This is a genomic window from Streptomyces sp. NPDC006798 (genome assembly GCF_040635975.1).
Classification (GTDB): Bacteria; Actinomycetota; Actinomycetes; order Streptomycetales; family Streptomycetaceae; genus Streptomyces.
This window is the reverse complement of record NZ_JBEYIS010000036.1, coordinates 48,621-66,566: the sequence shown is the minus strand read 5'-3', so window position 1 is coordinate 66,566 and position 17,946 is coordinate 48,621. Positions and strand designations below refer to the sequence as shown.

Below are 17,946 nucleotides of genomic sequence, written 5' to 3'. Positions count from 1 at the left end.
GTCCGCCCGTGCGCCGTACGGGACGGGGCTCAGGCGGGCGCGACCCAGAAGAACTCGCCGGACTCGTCGTACGCGTACAGCAGCCCGGTGCTGCCGTGGGTGAGCGCGTAGGAGTCGTCGGCGGACTGGCGGACCTGGACGACGGCCGTGGAGCCGTCCCGGGCGGTGACCTCGGCCTGGCCGAACCCCGCGTCGACCCGTCCGGTACGGATCACGCAGGTCAGCCCGATGAAGTCCTGCCGGGACGGCCCGGGTTCGTCGGGGAAGAGCTTCGCCAGGGGGCGGATGATCAGCCGGGTCAGGTCGTAGGCGCCGATCAGCGCGGCCGCGAGGACGAGCAGGCCCCTGAGCGGTCCGATGCCGGGGAAGAGCGCGGTGCAGGTGAGGCTGATGAACCAGCCGATGGCGATGACGAGGGAGGCCGAGACGGAGACGGGGACGCCGCGCAGCCCGATGAGGGGCATCGCGATATCGGTATCGAGGTCGTCGTGGCCGATGAGTCCGGTGAGGACGAGCAGCCAGAAACCGAGGACGACGGTGAGCGCGGCGGTCAGGAGCAGGGTGGGGAAGGCGGTGGTGGCCACCAGGAAGTCGTCCATCCCGGGCCCTCCTTCCGTCTCCGTTTCCCGTGCCCGGCCAACGAAAGGGATCATGCCGTAGGAATGCGCCCCTCCGCACTGCCGCCCACCGGCAGTCTTTACGCTTCCTTAATGCCGGTGAGCGACAGCGATGCCGGTGAACGACAGGCGCGGGGGAGGGGCGGACGGATGCTGGACGAACGACTCGACGTATATGCCCGGATATTGGCGGACGCGTGTGCGACCGGTCGGCGGCTGACCCGGGAAGAACGGGAGTCGCTGCGGGACGGCGGCGAGCGGGCGGCGGAGTCCGGCACGGGGCTGCGGGAGCTGGTCCGGGACCAGCTCGCGGAGGCGGAGTCGGTACGCGCCGGACTGCCCCGGGCCCAGGCGGACCATCTGCTGTCCGTGGTCGCCGAGGCGGTCGACGCCTTCGCGGAGGGCCATGAGCGGGCCCAGCGGCTCGCGGTCCGGCGGCAGGAGGCGGCGCGCCGGGAGTTCATCGACGATCTGCTGTACGGGCGGAGCGATCTGGGGCGGCTGGCGGCCCGGGCCGAGCGGTTCGGGCTGCTGCTCTCGCAGGCGCACGCGGTCGCGGTCGCGGAGGGCCCGGAGCCGTACGACGACGGCTATCCGACGACCCGCGGGATCGAGGCGGCGCTGGTGGCCCGGTTCGGGGACCGGCACATCCTGCTGACCACCAAGGACGGGCGGCTGATCTGTGTGGCGCCCGGGGACCAGCCGGAGGTCCTGCGGTTCTTCGCCAAGCAGGCGTACGCGGCGACCGACGGCGGCCGGATCGCGATCGGCCGCCCGCATCCGGGGCCGGGGGGTGTCGTGCAGTCGTACGAGGAGGCGCTGAACGCGCTCGACCTGGCGGCCCGGATGGATCTGGACGCGCCCGTACTGCACGCGGCGGATCTGCTGGTCTATCCGGTCCTGACCCGGGACCGGCAGGCGATGGCGGACCTGGTCCGTACGGTCCTGGGCCCGCTGCGCTCGGCCCGGGGCGGCGCGCGGCCCCTGGTCGACACGCTCACGGCCTACTTCGACACGGGGTGCGTGGCGGCGGAGGCGGCCCGGCGGCTCTCGTTGAGCGTGCGGGCGATGACGTACCGGCTGGACCGGATCCACAAGCTGACGGGCGCGGACCCGGGCGATCCGGTGCACCGCTACACGCTCCAGACGGCGGTGATCGGCGCGCGGCTGCTGGACTGGCCGGAACGGGAGCTGTGAGCCCGGCTCAGGTGCCGGTGCCGGTGCCGGTGCCGATGCCGTGCAGCAGGGTGTCAACGACCCGGGTGGCGAGGGCGTCCACGGCGGCATCGCCCTCCGGGCCCTCGGCGATGGCCTCGTGGAGGAGGGCGTAGTAGACCCGGCGGGCCCAGTCGAGATCGGCGCCGGCCGGGAGCAGCCCGGCGTCCCGGGCACGGGCGAAGAGCCGCTCGCAGGCGGCCAGTACATCGGCGTGCACCCGGGCGACCTCGGGCGCGTCGGTGGGCAGGGCGCCCATGCCGAAGCCCCAGCCGAGCTTCACCCGCAGCACGTTGGCGGTGACCTGGTAGAGGGCGACGGCGGGCGGGGTGGTGTCGGGGCGGGCCGCCTCGACGGCCTCGCGGAGCCGCCCGGCGGCCCAGGCGGCGAGGGCCGCGATCAGCGCGTCCCGGGAGGCGAACCGGCGGTGGACGGTGGTCCTGGCGACCCCGGCGGCCTCGGCGATCTGCTCCATCGTGGCCGCCGGATCGGCGGAGAGCACCCGCTCGGCGGCCTCCAGGATCGTCCGTACGGTCCGCTCGGTGTCGGCGCGCATCGGCTTGGCCTGTGCGGGAGTGGACGGCGCCATGAGGGTCCTTACCGGTGAGGGGACGACGATCCGAGGTTACGCCAGTGCGGCAACTCATCAATAACTTGCAACATCGATGATGCATGTTCTAGCTTGATTGCGTCATCAGAGATGCATTTGAGCGAGGGGGAACCTCATGGATCTGCGACTGAACGGCAAGACGGCGCTCGTCACGGGCGCCAGCCGGGGCATCGGACTGGCCACCGTCCGCGCCCTGACGGCGGAGGGCGTCCGGGTCGTCGCGGCGGCCCGTACACCCGGCCCCGAACTGACCGCGACGGGCGCGGTCCCGATCACGGCCGACCTCTCCGACCCGGCCGCCGCCGACCGCCTGGTCGCCGAGGCGGTCGCGGAGCTGGGCGGGCTCGACATCCTGGTCAACAACGTCGGCGGCGGCGACGGAGGCGGCGGCGCGGCCGGCTTTCTCGACGTGACCGACCAGCAGTGGGCGGAGCTGGTGGACCTCAACTTCTTCGCCTCGGTCCGCGTCACCAGGGCGGCCCTGCCCGCCCTGCTGTCCGCGCGCGGCGCGATCGTCAACGTCTCCTCCGTCGGCGCCCGCGTCCCCTCCGGCGGCCCGATCGCCTATACGACGGCCAAGGCCGCGCTCACCGCCTTCGGCAAGGCACTCGCGGAAGAGGTCGGCGGACGGGGAGTCCGGGTCAACACGGTCTCCCCGGGCGCGGTCCGCACGGCCCTCTGGGAGAGCCCCACCGGCTACGGCGCCGAACTCGCGGCGGCGGCCGGCGTCCCCCAGGACGCCTTCCTGTCGGCGCTCCCCGGCGCGACGGGCATGCTGATCGACCGCCTGATCGACCCGGTGGAAGTGGCGACCCTGATCACCTACCTCGCCTCCCCGCTCGCGGCGGCGACGACGGGCACGGACCATCGCATCGACGGGGGAGGGGTCAAGACGGCGTAGCGACCGGGCCCGCCGGGGGAGGGGGCAAGGCCGCGACGGCGAGTGCGGGCACCGAGCGGTTAGCTGCGGGCGGATCCCCGACTGCTCCGAACGAGCCCGACGAGCACCATGACACCCCCGACGGCCAGCATCACGACGCCGACTTTGGTGAGCGTGAAGACCGGTATCCCGACCCCGTCGCCGAACAGCACGAGAGCGAGCCCGACGAGGGCGGTCGAGGATCCTTCGATGAGATTCTTCCTGGCTGTCCTCATGGCTGAACCCTTCTTCCCGGCGCACTTCTCTGCGGTCGGATACGGCAAAAGGAATGACTTCAGCGTAGGAAGCCCGAGGCAAGGGGTCTTCGCCCGTCCGAACGATTCCGCACTGCATCGTTCGATGGATGTCGCCGCTGTGTCAGGGGTGGGTTCCTCGGGGTGTGAGGGCGTCGAGGATGTGGTCGGGGCAGGTGACGCGCCCGGGGTGGACTTCGACGGGTGCGGTGGGTTCTCCGGCAGAGCAGGCATTGGGCGGTGTCGGGCTCGGGCGGCGGCTCGGTGAGGAGTCCGTCGCGGGTCACGGGATCCACGTCCGGGCGGGCCCGGGCCTTGCGGCTCGTACGGCGACGGGCCGTTCGAAGTGACGCCCGTTCCGGGCGATCATCAGCCGTCGGGCGCCGGGCGGGGCGTTGGTTCCGGTGGTGGTCGCGGTGGCGCGGGCCAGGAGGATGACCTGGGCTTCGGCCCGGGTGGGGCTGGTCCAGGGCCGGACCACCACGATGACGGTGGGTCGGTTCCGGCACGGCTTGAGTAAAGCCCGTACGGCGGTGACGAGGCTGGGGACAAGGTCACGCATACGACACAGGCCAGCTCCTTGAGAAAGCTGGTCGGTTGAGCCCCGAGTGACCGCTGCATACGGTCGGTCGGGGCGTCTTGCATTTCTGTGGGGCGGGTGGTCCCGGCTCCGTGCCGCGGGGGACGGTTGTACGGAGCAGGGACCCGTTCCCGGGCCCGGGACGCTGGGCCACCGAACCCGGGAGCTATCAGGCCCGCCGGGGCCGGACCGGGGCCCGCTTACGCGGCTTCGGACACTCGGGGTCGGGTACTCCTCGAAGGGGAGGAAGCCCCTTGTCCCGCACCCCCGCACGGGGCGTCACCCCGACCCTATGGAGAGGTACCGGCCGCCGTGCACGCGGTCGTGCCCGTCTTCGCGCTGTCGGATGAAGAAGGCCCGGCGGCGGGGCAAGGGGGCCCGCGCCGCCGGGGGTTCAGGAGGTGGTCAGGGCCTCGGTCGGGGGGAGGCGGCCCGCGCGGACCGCCGGGTAGAGGCCCGCCAGCGCGCCGATCGCCAGGGTTGTGCCGATGCCGACCGCCGAGGCCCACGGCGGGACTTCCGTCGGCCAGCCCCGGGCCGTGGCGTAGCCCGCCGTGATCAGGGTGCCGAGGAGTGTGCCGCCGAGGCCGCCGAGGACCGAGAGGAGCAGTGACTCGGCCACGAACTGGCCTCTGATCTGGCCGCTCGTGGCGCCCAGCGCCCGGCGCAGGCCGATTTCCGGGCGGCGTTCGAGGACCGAGATGACCATGGTGTTGCCGACGCCGACCCCGCCGACGAGCAGCGCCACCCCGCCGAGGCCGAGCAGCAGTCCCGTGAGGGCCGATTCCGTCGCCTCCCGGGCGGCGAGCGCGTCGGAGGGGCGGGAGACGAGGACCGTGCCCGGGGTCGGCGGGTTCGCCGTCGCCGGGAGGACGTTCCATACCGTTCTCACCCGGTCGTCGCGGGCCCGTACGTAGACCGTCGACGGATGGCCGTCGAAGCCGAGGTACGTCCGCGCCGCGTCCCACCCCACCAGCGCCGTCTCGTCCAGTTCGGGCGCCAGCGGTACCGGGTGCAGCACTCCGACGAGCGCGAACCACTCGCCGCCGAGCCGCAGCCGCGTCCCGGGGGTGTACGCGTCGAGCCGCTGGGCCGCCTTCGCGCCCAGGACGACCGCCGGATAGCGTTCCGTCGCCGTGTCCAGCCACCGGCCGACCCGGATCGACGCCCCGGTCGTCGGCAGCAGATCGGGGCCGGCGGCAGCCACTCCGACGCTGTTGGTACGGCCTTCGGGGATGTGCTCGTTGCGGTAGACCGCCGCGTCCCGCACCGCGCCGACCGACGCCACCTGCCGGACCGGGCCGATCCGCCGGATCATGGGGACCGTCTCGTGGGGGAGCTTCGCCTGCTGCCCCGTCGCCGTCTCGCCGGGTGCGATCTTCAGCATGTTGGTGCCCAGCTCGTCGAGGAGTTGGTCGACCTCGGCCCGGCTGGAGCTGGAGATACCGACGACGGCGGTCATCGCGGCGACGCCGATGGCGATGCCGAGTGCGGAGAGGAAGACCCGGAGGGGGCGGGTCCGCAGGCCGGCGCCGCCGAGCCGGACGAGGTCGGCGAGTCCGAGCCGGGCCGGGCGCAGTGACCGGCGGGCGCTGCGGGGCGCCGGGCGCCGCCCGTGAGGCCGTACGCCCGGCTCCCACCCGCCGTCGTCGCGTCCGTTCACGACATCACCCCCGCCCGGGGCCGGAGCACCCCGCTCGTGTCCCCGACCACCCGGCCGTCGCGGATCTCCACCCGGCGGTCCAGCCGCGCCGCCAGTTCGCGGTCATGGGTGATGACGACCACCGTCGTACCGGAGGCGCGCAGTTCCCGGAGCAGTCCGAGGACCGCCGCGCCCGACGCCGAGTCGAGGTTGCCGGTGGGTTCGTCGGCGAGCAGGAGCGCCGGTTCGCCGACGACCGCCCGGGCCACCGCGACCCGTTGCCGCTCCCCGCCGGAGAGCTGGTTCGGCAGATGGCTCGTACGGTGGTCGAGACCGACCCTGGCCAGTGCCGAGGCGGCCCGGCGGCGGCGCTCCCGGCGGGGGACGCCCGCGTAGAGCAGGCCGTCGGCGACCGCGTCGAGTACGGGGACGCCGACCGCGAGATGGAACTGCTGGAAGACGAAGCCGACGCGCTGCGCGCGCAGGGCGGAGAGTTCGCGGTCCGACAGGCGGGCCATGTCGTGGCCGTCGACGGTGATCCGCCCGGCGGACGGCCGGTCGAGGGTGCCCATCAGATGGAGCAGGGTCGACTTGCCGGAGCCGGACCGGCCGACGACGGCGACGAGTTCGCCGTAGCCGACGGCGAGGTTCACGCCGTCGACGGCGGTCACCCGGCCCGGGTACGTCTTCGACACATCGCGGAGTTCGACCAGGGGCGCGGGCAGGGGCGCGGGCCTCGGCGCCGGGGCCGTCGTCATTCGGGGATCCTCACCTTCGTGCCCTCGCGTACGCCCGTGCCCCGGACCTCGACCCGGCCGTCGGCGAAGAGTCCGGTGGTGACGGCGGTGAACCGGCCCGAGCCGTCGTCCGGGGCCCCGCCGCCCTCCGCCAGCTCCAGTCCGTGGCCGCCTTCGGCGAGGGCGACCAGCGCCGCGACCGGAACGGCCAGGACGTCCTTGCGCTCGCGTGAGGTGTAGCGGACGGTGACGGGCCCGCTGTCGATCCGGCCCACGGCGTCCGGGTCGGCGAAGGTGACCGTCACGGAGACCGTCGGATCACCCGGCCCGTCACCGCCGCCCCCCTCGGGTCCGGCGGCCGGGGCCGCCGTCGCCGATGTGCCGACGCTCGCGACCCGGCCGGGGACCGTACGGCCGTCGGGGAGGTCGACGCTCACCGCACGGCCGCGCGCCGCCCAGGTCAGCTCGGCCGCCTTCGCGTCGACGGTGACCATCCGGGTGGTGCTGGTGTACGTCGCCGGCTCGCCCCCGGTCTGCGCGCCGGGCCGGGTGCCGACTCCGGAGATCCGGACCGGTCCGGGGGCGTAGACGACGTCCCCGACGGCGATCCGGCCGGTGCGCGGCACTCCGATGTCCTGCTGCCAGCGTTCGACGGCCGCCTCGGTGCGTTCGGTGAAGGTGTCGTCGACGGTGAACCCGCCGTACCCGAGGGCGCTGAGGTTCCGTTCGAACTGCTGGACGTCCTGGCCGCGCAGGGGCGCGGACGCGGGGGTACGGGTACGGGGCCCGGGCGCCGACCCCGGTACGGCCGCCCGTCCTTCGGGGCGTCCTTCGAGGTGTCCCTGGGGGCCGCCCGCCTGCCCGCCCCCGCCCCCGCTTCCGGTTCCGCCCCCGGCTCCGGGGGCCGCGCCGCCTGATGTGCCCGCGCCCTTCGCCGTACCGCCGCCGCTGACCGTACCTCCGGTGGCCGTAGCCCCCACCCCGGATCCGTCACCCGTGCCTCCTCCGCTGCTCGTTCCGCCACCGATCCGCCCTCCGCCGGCCGGTTCGCCCGCTCCGGCCGGGCGCAGGCCCAGTTCGCGGTAGACGGGCAGGGCGCCGTACAGCAGCGTCACCGGCCGGTCGTCCACCCGCAGGACCTCGCCGCCCCGGCGCAGTACCGCGCCCTCGGCGGGCAGCCGGGTCACCGTGCCCTGTGCCCGGATCGCGAACGGCACCGCCGGGCCGTATCCGAGGCGGCCGTCCAGTTCGGCCTTTTCGGCCAGGGTCGTCCGGGCGACCGCGACGGTCCGCCCGGACCGGTCGGGCGCGCCGGATCCGCCGCCGTCACCCTCGCCGCCGCCGAGGCCGAGCGCGGCGACCGTACTGACCGCGCCGACCAGGACCACACCGGCCCCGGTGAGCAGGGCGGCCCGGCCCCGGGTCCGTCCGCCGCCGCCACCGGCCCGGTGCCGTCCGTCGGCCGCCGCCTCTGCCAGTGGGGCGGGTTCCGCCGACTCCTCCCGTACCAGGACCTCGGGACCGGCCCCGGCCCGCCTCTCCGCCGTCTCAGGTTCTCCGTACGCCTTCTCGTACGCCGACACCGCCGATCAGCCCTTCGGCGTGACGTTCTCGGGCACCGGGCCGAGGACGGGCCCGCACTTCCGGCTCGCGCGCCGGGCACCGGCGGTCGACGCATCCCACGGGACGTCCTCGTAATGGCCGTCGTCCCGGGCGTCGGGGAAGTCGGGGGCGCCGTTCTCCTGCATACAGGTGGCGTACTTCTTCTTGTCCTCGATCTCCTTCCGCGTCGGCTCGGGGTTCATCTCCCGCTCGACGGAGTCGGGGACGACCGTCAGGAGGCCGGCGCACTTCTCGTTCGCCCTCAGGAACTTCGGGTCGCTCTTCAGCTCCTTGTTGGAGGCGCCCATGTCGTACTTCACCCGCCCCATGGCATCCGGGTCGGAGACCTCGACGCCGTTCTGCCGCATACAAGCGACGTGCTTCCGTTTCCCGTCGAGGTAGACCGACAGCTCGGAGTCGGCCTTCTTCTTCTCGTTGGCGGAGGCCTTCTGCCCGTCCACGGAGGCGACTTCGATCTCCGGCTCGTCTCCGCCCCCGCCGCAGCCCGTCAGCAGGACCGACAGCGCCAAAGCGGCGGCGCCGGCCGCCGTCCGTGCCGCGCTCCGACCACGACGACGTCCGTTCATCAAGACCACTCCTCGGCAGGTTTCTCGGGACGCCAGGACGGTAGGCCGGGACCTTTGAAGGACCGATGAAGTTGCCGTCAAGAACCGTTGGGTTGTCGCGGGCCCGGGCGCCGGGGATCGGGAACGGGCGGCGGTCGAGGGCTGAGTACCACTACTCAGGCGCGCCGCGCCGGGCCGCCCGTATCGTCGGGCCATGCGTACCGGCCCCGAGCGCCGCCGTCACCTCCGGTTCCTGGTGCTCTCCTGTTTCGCCGCCCTCACCCTGCTGGGCGCGGCGGTGGTCTATGCGATCACCGGGCCGCCGGGCGACCATCTGTGGCGGGGGAAGCCCTACCCGGTCGCCGACCCGGACACGGTCGCCGAGCGGGTACGGGACGAGTCCCGGCGGATCCATACGGCCCTGGGCGCCGCGGCGGACCGCAAGCCGGTCTTCAACAGTCTGCGCGCCACGAGCTGCCGGGCCCGCGCGATGATCGCCACGGAGCGGATCGACCGGACGGCGGTCGGGGTGCGGCATGTGTGGGAGGTCGACGGCTTCGACGGGCGGACCGCGCGGACGGCGATCGACCGGGCCGGGGAACGGCTCGGCGGCCACGGCTGGAAGAACACCTTCCGCTACGACGACGAGGTGAACGGCCGGGGCGGCGCGGGCGGACGGTACGAGCGGTCGGACACCGGCTACACGCTCACCCTCCAGTGGGTGGCTTCGCGGCGTACGGTCCAGATCGATCTGGAGACGCCGTGCCGGAAGTTCCCCGCCGGGCATCCGAAGGCGGACGACGGGCCGCTGGAATGGGTACCGGAGAGCCCGCTGCCGTCCTGAGGCCGGGCGCGGGCCGGGCCGTACGGTGGGGGAGTGGCGGGTGGTCGCCACGGGGGATTCGGGGGTGGGCCCGGGGGCAAGTTCTCCTCGTGACCGACGACTCCGAAGATGAGGCAGAACCGGACCGGGCGGGGGGCTCACGGCTCCCGCCGCCGTCCGTGCCCGAGGCACCGGACGGTTTCTACGACGACGAGGAGATATTCCGGCTGACGGTGTCGATCGCCCCGTATCCGGGGATGGCGGCCAATGATGTGGTCACGGTCCACTGGGCGGCCTTCGGCACGCTCCACCGGGAGCCGGTCCGGATCCGGGGACCGTGGGTCGGCGGTGCCTTCGGGGTGCGGATCGCCAAGCCGTATCTGTCGTCGTCGGCGACCCGGGTGCACTACGAGGTGGAGTACGCGGCCGGGGGCACGGCGGTCTCGGAACCGCTGATGCTCAACGACCGCTGACGCGGGGCCCGGCTCAGGTCACCTCCTGCTCCCGGGATCGCTCCGGCGACACCCGTTTCAGGAGAACGGTGCTCGTGCCTCCGGGGCCGCGCCGCTCCGGTCGTCACCGCCCCCGCCCGGTTCCTCGTTCGGCCCTGGTTCTCGTTCGGCCCTGTCCCCGCCCGGGCCGGGTCCGTACGCTCGCCCCTACTTCAGCCCGCCGCCCCACTGTCCCGTCCCCGCCGGTTCCGTACCGGTCCGAAGGAGCCCGCAGTGCCCGTCATCCGCCGACTGCGCCGTGTCGTACGCCGTGCCGTGCGCCGAAAGGTCGACCTCTCCCATCCGCGGCGCTCCCCGCTCGGCAGTACGGTCGTCAACTGCGTCGTCTACGAGAACGGGCGGCGGCAGCCCTGCGACGGCACCGCGGCCGACGCCCTGCGCCGGGTGCGCAAACGCGGCCGGGGCTTCGTCTGGATCGGCCTCCACGAGCCCACCGAGGTGGAGTTCGCCCGCTACGCCGAGGTGTTCGGCCTCCACCCGCTCGCCGTCGAGGACGCCGTCCAGGCCCACCAGCGGCCCAAGGTCGAGCGGTACGGGGACACCCTCTTCACGGCCCTCAAGACCTGTGTCTACGTCCCCCACGACGAACTCACGCCGACCAGCGAGATCGTCGACACCGGCGAACTGATGGTCTTCACCGGACCCGACTTCGTGATCACCGTCCGGCACGGGCGACACGGATCGCTCGGCCCGCTGCGGGAATCGCTGGAAGCCGCGCCGGAGCAACTCGCCAAGGGCCCGGCGGCCGTCCTGCACGCCATCGCCGACCAGGTCGTCGACGACTATCTCGCGGTCGCCGACGCGGTTCGGGACGATGTGGACGACGTGGAGAACGTCGTCTTCAGCGAACGGGCGCAGCGGGGCGACTCCGGCCGGATCTACCAGCTCAAACGCGAACTCCTCGAACTGCGCCGCGCGGCCGGGCCGCTGGAACGGCCGATGCTCGGCCTCGCGACCAGACCGGAGCCGCCGGTCGGCCCGGAGATCCAGCCGTACTTCCGGGACGTGGTGGACCATCTGACCCGGCTCAACGAGCAGATCGCCGGATACGACAGCCTGCTGGACTCGATACTCCAGGCGCATCTCGCCCAGGTGACGGTCGTCCAGAACGCCGATATGCGCAAGATCACCGCCTGGGCCGCGATCATCGCCGTGCCGACGATGGTGTGCGGGGTGTACGGGATGAACTTCGAGCACATGCCGGAGCTGAAGTGGCGGTACGGCTATCCGCTGGTCATCGGCCTGATGGCGACGGTCTGTGTGGTGCTCCACCGCAGCTTCCGCCGCAACGGCTGGCTCTGACGGCCCCACTTCCTCGAAGACCGGGCGCGGCCCGGTTTGTTCGGGGCAGCGCCCCGGAGCGCCGAGGCGCTATATGACCGTGACGAAGAGGCCGAGCGAGAGCACCGCCAGCACCGCCCCGTAGAGCGCGAGCCGCAGGGACCCCGCCTCGTCGGACGGTTCCGTGCGGCCGGCGCTGGAGAGGCGGAGCGCGGAGACGGCCATCAGCAGCAGTGCGACGAAGGTGAGTCCGGCGACCGTGAACCCGGCGCCGGACCGTACCGCGTCGATCAGTGATTCCCTCACCCGGCGAAGGTCTCACGCACCACCGGTCACCGCATCCCGGAGTGCTCCGTCCGGCACGGGGACGCCGACGGCCTCGGAGCCACCGCCCCACCAGCGGTGTTACGTGTGTGGGTGACCGATCCGACAAATGTCTGATTCATCAGTCGAAGTGATAGTGCTACCTGTGTCCGTACTACGCCCATAGCGTGCTGTTGTGGCCCGTTCGGAGCAGTGGAGCGCAGTGGCGATCGCGGCGGTTCTTCTCGGCACGGCGGCGGGCGGTACGGCCTTCGCCGCGGCCGGGGACGCGGGGGAGACGGCGATACCGGCCCGGCCCGTGACCGCACCCGCCACCGAGCCCGTGTCCCGGACCCTCGCCGACCGGCCCGGGTACGCGGCCGTCCCCCGGCCGTCGGCGAGCCCGGCGGCCGGGGACGTGCTCCGCGCGGCGGGCGAACGGAGCCGCAGAGCCCCCGCGGAGGTCATCGGCAAGGCCCACGACAAGGCCCTCCACAAGGCGGCACCCGGCGCGCGGCCCTCGTTCTCCGCCGGGGCGAAAGTACGGATCGATGTTCCGGGCGTCGTCTGTGTCTGCGCACGGGCCGCCGCGTCGGGGCCGTTCCCGGTCCGGGTCTCCGTACGGATCCGGATCGACGTACTCACCGAGTGCCCCAAGCCGACCCCCACGCCCACACCCACCCCGACGCCGACTCCCACGCCGACGCCGACGCCGACCCCCACACCCAGTCCCACGCCGACCCCCAGTCCCACGCCTACCCCCACGCCGACTCCGACGCCGAGTCCCACCCCCGTACCCACCCCGACCCCGACCCCGACCCCGACTCCGCCCCCGCCCCCGACTCCCGTGCCACCCGCCCCGGTACCCCCGGCGCCGGAGCGGATCGTCGCGGCCCCGCCCGTACCGCCCGCCGCCCGGCGTACCCCCGCGCCCCGGCCCGCCCCGGCGCCCGGCCCGACCAGGCCGCCCGTCCGGCCGGTCCCGGCCGCGCAGGAGGTCCCCGCCTACCGGCCGCCCACGGCCGCCCAGCGGCACGAGGGCATGTCCATCGTCGCTCTCGTCCTGGTCACCACCACCCCGGCGGTGCTCGCCGCCGCGCTGCTCAAGCCGCGCCGGGGCCGCTGACCCCCGAGGTGGCGGGGCCGTACGCCCCGTACGCGCCGTGTACGTCCCGTACGGCACACGTACATCGCGTACGACCCCCGGCACCTCTCCATCCCGGCCGTTCCCGCACCTTTTGAACTGGAGACAGAGCCCCATGTCCGAATGGCTGGTCCTCGGAATCGCGATGGCTTCGGCCATCGCGGTCGTCGTCGCCGTCACCCTGCTCAACCAGCGCAGACGCAATCTGAAGCTGGCGCGGGGCGAGGCGCTGGACGACGCGGGCGTCGAGACGCCCGACGTCCTCGAATACATGACCATGATGGTCGGCGTCGTCTACGCCATCGTCCTCGGCCTCGCCATCGCGGGCGTCTGGGAGGCCCGGAGCGCCGCCCAGGACGACGCCCGCCGCGAGGCGCAGTCCCTCTACGAACTCGTCCAGCGCGCCGAGGTCTTCCCGGCCGACTACCGGGCCCGGCTCGCCAACGACGTGGACGCCTACGTCTCCCATGTCGTCCACCGCGAGTGGCCCCGGATGGTCGACGGCGGCGAGGTCGACGGCCGGGGCGACGAACTCCTCGCCGAGATCCGCTCGGACGTCGCCCCGCACGCCCCCGAGGGCGAGTTGCAGTCCCATGCCTACCAGCCGATGCTCGACCGGATCGCGATCGCCGACGAGGCCCGTAACTCCCGGGTCCAGAGCGCCGGGGCGACCCTGCCGGGAGTGGTGTGGTTCGGGTTGATCGTCGGCGCCCTGGTGACCGTCGGACTGATTTTCACCATGAACATCGGCCGCAGTTACCAGGAGTTGCTGCTCGCGGGCTTCTTCAGCGCGCTGATCGCCTTCCTGTTGTTCCTGGTCTGGGACTTCGACGCGCCCTTCGGCCGCTCCGGCACCGAGTCGGCGGAGGTCTTCCGGTCCCTCTTCCCCAAGGCGGCCGGATCCGGAGGGTGACGTTCATCTCCGTTCCACGGGGCGCGAGTTGGGCCATTGCGTTGGTACGGAGCCGTACCGATCGGCACAATGTGTACGTGGCTGAATCCGCGGAGTTGACATTCGAGGACGGTACGCCCGTCCGATTTCTGCTCGCATCCGGTCCGGCGGCCGCCGAACCGCCGGGCCCCCGGCCGGGGTACGGGACACCGGGCGACGGGTCCGCCGCCGATCCCGCCGGAATCTACGGGGACTCCGACGACGACGATCTCCCGGCGGGCATGGGCCCGGCCGTACCCGTGGCCCGGGGCGACCGGCGCCCCGGCTCCCGCCCCACGGTCGCCTCCTTCACCGCGGGCGCCCTGCGCGGCGCGCTCCGTCCGCTGGGCGCCCTGCTGGAAGAGGTCCACCACGCGGTCTCCGCCGCGCCGGTGCCGCCGTCGGACATCAGCGTCAGCTTCGGTGTCCAGATCGGCGAGGATCTGAAGCTGGGCATCGTCGGCGGCAACGCTCTGGCGCATATCACCGTCACCGCCAACTGGCAGCCGCCCGGGACCGGCGACGGCCCTGGCGGCCTGACCGGCGCCCAGGCCACCCGGCCCGCCCAGGCCGGACCGCCCGCTCCCCCCGGGCCACCCGCTCCGCCCGGTCTGGCGGCGAACGGCGCCGGCCGCGGACCGGAGTGACACATGGGCTGGTTCCTCCCGGGGGCGTCGAAATCGACGAAGGAGCCGCTCGCAGGTGTCGTGAGCGTACGGAGCACGGTCGACGGCAAAGCGTCCGGCGCCGGGCTGCTCCTCGCCCCCGACACGGTTCTCACCTGCGCCCATGTGGTCAATGACGCTCTGGGCCGGACCATGCTCGACCCCCGGGTGCCGGGGGCGTACGAGGTTCCCGTAGTCCTCGGTGGAGGCGGTGGAGGCGGCGGGGAAGGCGACCGGGCCGAGTACCCCGCCCGGGTCGCGCACTGGATCCCGCCCCGACCCGTCATGGGCGAGGGGCCGGTCCGTTCCGGGGCCCGGGAGTGGCACGGCGACCTCGCCGTACTGCGGTTCACCCCGCCGACCGTGGACGCGGGCGGTCCGACGGCCGGACGACGGCTCGCGGACCGTACGGACATGGAGGCAGGACAGCAGGTCCGGCTCTGGCACGGCAGCGTCAAGGCGAGCACCTTCGCCGACGCGACCGTCGGCGACGTCGGCCCGTACATCGGCTATGTCGACGGCAAGTCCACCGGCATGGCCGTCGACAGCGGCTACAGCGGCGGCCCGATGTGGTCCCTGGACGACCTGGCCTTCGTCGGGATCGTCGTCGCCCACTTCATGCCCCCGACGGACGCCGAAGGACATCCGCTGCCCGCGAACCCGCAGCAGCTGATCCGGCGCAGCTGGGCGGTGCCCTGGCAGCGGATCGAGACCGAGCTGCGGGCCGTGGGCGCGCTGCCCCCGGCCAGGCCGCCGCAGGTGGAGAAGGACGACCCGGCGCAACTGCTGCTCACCCAGGCGCTCGAAGATCTGATGCCGTCGTCCAGCAGCCGGTCCGAGCACGGCCACCGGCTGGCGCGCGATCTGGGGATGCGCGGGGCGAGTGAGATCGCGGCGCCGACGGCGGAGGAGTTCGCCCGGCTGCTGCTCCAGGAGCCCCGGTCGCTGGCCGCGTTCACCGAGTCGACCCGGCGCCGGAACCCCGAGGAGACGGACCGGATCCTGGCGGCGGGGGCGCTCTCCCCGGTGCCGAAGCTGCTGTCGGCGGCGGAACACCGCAGGCTCTACCGGTATCTGCACGAGACCGACCGGGTCGTACGGGCCCGCTTCGGCGAGGCGGTCCGGGCCGCGCTGCCGATGGCGGCGCCGCTGAGGGCGACCCGGCGGCCGGGGGCGGATGCTTACGGCGACGGTTCCGGTCCGGACCGGGCCGGCGGCGGCGCGGGGGCCGCCGCCGGCCCGGTGAACGGCACCGACAGTAACGGATGCGGCGGCGGTACGGCCCCGGAGGCCCGTACGGCCGACGGATCGGTCGACGGACCGGCGGACGGACCTGCGGGCGGTGACCCGGCGGACGGCTGGTCCGACGGCCGGTCGGACGGCGCGACGGGCTGGACGCCGACGCTCGACGAACTGATCGACCATCTGGAGACCCTGCACGGCGACAGCCGGACCGAGGCGGACGGCCCCCGGGTCCCGGCGCTGCTGCGGGTCGTCGAGTACTTCGCGACGCTGTGCTCGCCGTACCAGTGCGCCCAGTTCCGGATCTGGTCGGACAGTGTCGCGGCCCGGCTCGGCATTCCCCGTTCGGCCCTGGTGGAGCGGCGCGCGGACGCCAACGAGTGGAAGCGGGTGCTGGGGACCAGGACCGGCCGGGTCCGGGTCCTGGTCCAGGTCACCCCGCAGGGCCGGGACATTGAGGGCCGTGATCTGCACCGGCTGCGGATCTGGTGCGACGAGGGCGGCGGGCCGCGCCAGGTGTCGACCGCGTCCACGCCGCTGTACACCGCGCCCGAGGCGGCCCGCGAGCTGCTGCGGGTACTCGAATCCCTCGCCCCCGCCGCCGTCGCCGAACAGCGCCCGCTGGTGGAGGTGCTGGTGGATCCGTCGGGGCTGAATCTGCCGATCGACGAATGGGAGGGCATGAGCCCGGGGGAGATCGTGCCGGGTGTGCTCGGCGCGGAGTTCCCGCTGGTCGTGCACTGCCCCGAACTGCTCCGCCGGCACGAGCGGTTCCTGCCCGACTGGCGCCGCCGGTGGCAGCAGCTCGACTCCGGCACGACGGTCGTCTTCTCCAACCCCGGCCTCGACGCCCGGGAGATCTACGGCACGCTGATGGACCAGCTCGACGCGGTACGGGTCTCGGTGGACGTCCCCGCCGAACTGCGGGACAAGATCGTGCAGGTGTGTCTCGCCGTCGGCGTCCCGGTGGTGGTCTGGGACCGGGAACGCGGCGACGCCTCCCACGCGGTGGGCCAGATGGCCGAGGCCGCCACCCGCGAACTGCCCGACGTCGTCCGGTCCTACCGGGCCAAGACCGTGCGCAAGCCCCGGGAGTACCCGGGGCGGCCGGTGCTGGCCTGGGCCGACGCGGACCGGACCGTACCGCGACTTCATCTGTCCGAACCCGTGGAGAGCGCATGAGCACACGACCTTCGGAAGTACCGGAGCCGCAGCCGCAGCCGGAGCCGCAACCGGAGCCGCAACCGGGTTCCGGCGAACGGCCTCCTGGTGAACCCGCCCACGCCGAACCGGCCCCCGACGGCGGGGCACCGGACTGGCGGCTGTTCCGGGGCGACGGCGGCTCGCGTCCCGTGGACTTCCCGACCGCCCCGCCCTGGCGCCGTTTCACTCCCCCCGAGGAGGCCGACGCGGGCGGCGGCCAGGACTCATCGGCCGAGGCGGGCGCCGGTCCCCGGTCCCGGTCGGCCCTGCCGTATCTGATCGAACCGCGGCACGCGGACGTGGTGAACGCGGCGCTCCATCTGCGCCGCCCGCTGCTGGTCACCGGACCGGCCGGGACCGGCAAGTCGTCCCTGGCGCGGGCGATCGCGTACGAACTCCAACTCGGCGAGCTGCTGCGCTGGCCGGTCAACAGCCGCTCCACGGTCCGGGACGCTCTCTACCAGTACGACGCCATCGGACGGCTGCGGGAGACGACCCTGCACCGGGACCGGGGTGAGGAGGAGCCGTCCATCGGTACGTTCATCCGGCTCGGCCCGCTCGGTACGGCCCTGGTCCCGGCGGAGAGACCGCGCGCCCTGCTCGTCGACGAGATGGACAAAGGGGATGTCGATCTTCCCAACGATCTGCTGACCGTCTTCGAGGAAGGCGTCTTCGACATCCCGGAGCTGACCCGGCTCCCGGAAGAGTTCGCGGAGATCGACGTGGAGACCGCCGACCGGGGCGAACCGGTCCGGGTGCGCCGGGGTGTCGTCCAGTGCCACGAGTTCCCGGTCGTCGTCATCACCAGCAACGGCGAACGGGACTTCCCGCCCGCGTTCCTGCGCCGCTGCGTCCGGCTGAACCTCCCCGTACCGAGTGAGGAGCGGCTGCGGGCGATCGTCGCCGCCCACCTCGGCCGGTCGGCGCTCCGGGAGGCCGACGACCTGATCGAGACGTTCCTGCGCCGTCGCGCGCCGGGGGAGCTGGCCACGGATCAACTGCTGAACGCGGTATTCCTCCGGATCGGCGGGGTAGACCTCGATGCGGACGGTCTGTTGGACGCGGTGCTCCACCAGTTGACCGGATCGATGTAGGCGGCG

The 17,946-nt window shown here is 73.3% G+C and carries 19 protein-coding genes; 10 read left to right on the top strand and 9 right to left on the bottom strand.

The features are described 5' to 3' along the window. Positions 1–29 precede the first annotated feature (29 nt). Positions 30–599 (bottom strand): hypothetical protein, encoded by a 570-nt coding sequence (locus tag ABZ714_RS23455; RefSeq protein WP_358827261.1) that lies wholly within the window; start codon positions 597–599, stop codon positions 30–32. 168 nt (positions 600–767) lie between these two features. On the opposite strand from ABZ714_RS23455, the gene ABZ714_RS23450 reads away from it, so the two are divergent. After that, positions 768–1,814, top strand: a complete 1,047-nt coding sequence (locus ABZ714_RS23450; protein ID WP_358827260.1) for a helix-turn-helix domain-containing protein — start codon at positions 768–770, stop codon at positions 1,812–1,814. A 7-nt stretch (positions 1,815–1,821) separates the two neighbouring features. Here ABZ714_RS23450 and ABZ714_RS23445 read toward each other — a convergent pair whose 3' ends face one another. Further along, positions 1,822–2,421: a helix-turn-helix domain-containing protein gene (locus ABZ714_RS23445; RefSeq protein WP_358827259.1), complete on the bottom strand. Its 600-nt coding sequence runs from the start codon at positions 2,419–2,421 to the stop codon at positions 1,822–1,824. 136 nt (positions 2,422–2,557) lie between these two features. Here ABZ714_RS23445 and ABZ714_RS23440 point away from each other — a divergent pair, with 136 nt between their 5' ends. After that, positions 2,558–3,343 carry an SDR family NAD(P)-dependent oxidoreductase gene (locus tag ABZ714_RS23440; protein WP_358827258.1) on the top strand — a complete coding sequence of 262 codons (786 nt, stop codon included), beginning with the start codon at positions 2,558–2,560 and terminating at the stop codon, positions 3,341–3,343. 59 nt (positions 3,344–3,402) lie between these two features. Here ABZ714_RS23440 and ABZ714_RS23435 read toward each other — a convergent pair whose 3' ends face one another. From ABZ714_RS23435 to ABZ714_RS23410, 6 genes are all read right to left on the bottom strand, one after another. Beyond that, positions 3,403–3,597: a DUF5708 family protein gene (locus ABZ714_RS23435; protein ID WP_358827257.1), complete on the bottom strand. Its 195-nt coding sequence runs from the start codon at positions 3,595–3,597 to the stop codon at positions 3,403–3,405. 301 nt (positions 3,598–3,898) lie between these two features. Beyond that, complete coding sequence (locus ABZ714_RS23430) at positions 3,899–4,177, bottom strand: hypothetical protein (protein WP_358827256.1); 279 nt, start codon at positions 4,175–4,177, stop codon at positions 3,899–3,901. Positions 4,178–4,589: 412 nt separating this feature from the next. Continuing rightward, a complete protein-coding gene (locus ABZ714_RS23425) occupies positions 4,590–5,774 on the bottom strand; it encodes an ABC transporter permease (protein WP_358827274.1) in 1,185 nt (394 codons plus the stop codon). 80 nt (positions 5,775–5,854) lie between these two features. Next, complete coding sequence (locus ABZ714_RS23420) at positions 5,855–6,595, bottom strand: ABC transporter ATP-binding protein (RefSeq protein WP_358827255.1); 741 nt, start codon at positions 6,593–6,595, stop codon at positions 5,855–5,857. Next, positions 6,592–8,157, bottom strand: coding sequence for a peptidoglycan-binding domain-containing protein (locus ABZ714_RS23415; protein ID WP_358827254.1), 1,566 nt, complete (start codon positions 8,155–8,157; stop codon positions 6,592–6,594). Before ABZ714_RS23415 ends, ABZ714_RS23420 begins: the two co-directional genes overlap by 4 nt. A gap of 6 nt (positions 8,158–8,163) precedes the next feature. Beyond that, on the bottom strand, positions 8,164–8,763 hold the full coding sequence (locus ABZ714_RS23410; RefSeq protein WP_358827253.1) for a hypothetical protein: 600 nt from the start codon (positions 8,761–8,763) through the stop codon (positions 8,164–8,166). Positions 8,764–8,956: 193 nt separating this feature from the next. Between ABZ714_RS23410 and ABZ714_RS23405 the strand changes: the two genes are divergently transcribed. The 3 genes from ABZ714_RS23405 (at position 8,957) to ABZ714_RS23395 (ending at position 11,379) form a co-directional block, all read left to right on the top strand. Further along, entirely contained in the window at positions 8,957–9,586 is a 630-nt protein-coding gene (locus ABZ714_RS23405) for a hypothetical protein (protein WP_358827252.1), read from the top strand. Positions 9,587–9,744: 158 nt separating this feature from the next. Next, positions 9,745–10,038, top strand: a complete 294-nt coding sequence (locus tag ABZ714_RS23400) for a hypothetical protein (protein ID WP_358827251.1) — start codon at positions 9,745–9,747, stop codon at positions 10,036–10,038. A 252-nt stretch (positions 10,039–10,290) separates the two neighbouring features. Further along, complete coding sequence (locus tag ABZ714_RS23395) at positions 10,291–11,379, top strand: magnesium and cobalt transport protein CorA (RefSeq protein WP_358827250.1); 1,089 nt, start codon at positions 10,291–10,293, stop codon at positions 11,377–11,379. A 69-nt stretch (positions 11,380–11,448) separates the two neighbouring features. On the opposite strand, the gene ABZ714_RS23390 is transcribed toward ABZ714_RS23395, so the two are convergent. Beyond that, positions 11,449–11,664, bottom strand: a complete 216-nt coding sequence (locus tag ABZ714_RS23390; RefSeq protein ID WP_358827249.1) for a hypothetical protein — start codon at positions 11,662–11,664, stop codon at positions 11,449–11,451. Between the two features lie 193 nt (positions 11,665–11,857). Between ABZ714_RS23390 and ABZ714_RS23385 the strand changes: the two genes are divergently transcribed. The 5 genes from ABZ714_RS23385 to ABZ714_RS23365 all read left to right on the top strand — a co-directional run bounded on the left by ABZ714_RS23385 (position 11,858) and on the right by ABZ714_RS23365 (position 17,940). Next, complete coding sequence (locus tag ABZ714_RS23385; protein ID WP_358827248.1) at positions 11,858–12,787, top strand: hypothetical protein; 930 nt, start codon at positions 11,858–11,860, stop codon at positions 12,785–12,787. A gap of 133 nt (positions 12,788–12,920) precedes the next feature. Next, complete coding sequence (locus ABZ714_RS23380) at positions 12,921–13,718, top strand: hypothetical protein (RefSeq protein WP_358827247.1); 798 nt, start codon at positions 12,921–12,923, stop codon at positions 13,716–13,718. Between the two features lie 77 nt (positions 13,719–13,795). Beyond that, positions 13,796–14,383: a CU044_2847 family protein gene (locus ABZ714_RS23375; RefSeq protein ID WP_358827246.1), complete on the top strand. Its 588-nt coding sequence runs from the start codon at positions 13,796–13,798 to the stop codon at positions 14,381–14,383. Positions 14,384–14,443: 60 nt separating this feature from the next. Then, on the top strand, positions 14,444–16,825 hold the full coding sequence (locus tag ABZ714_RS23370) for a trypsin-like peptidase domain-containing protein (RefSeq protein WP_358827245.1): 2,382 nt from the start codon (positions 14,444–14,446) through the stop codon (positions 16,823–16,825). Next, on the top strand, positions 16,822–17,940 hold the full coding sequence (locus ABZ714_RS23365; protein WP_358827244.1) for a MoxR family ATPase: 1,119 nt from the start codon (positions 16,822–16,824) through the stop codon (positions 17,938–17,940). Before ABZ714_RS23370 ends, ABZ714_RS23365 begins: the two co-directional genes overlap by 4 nt. Positions 17,941–17,946: the final 6 nt, after the last annotated feature.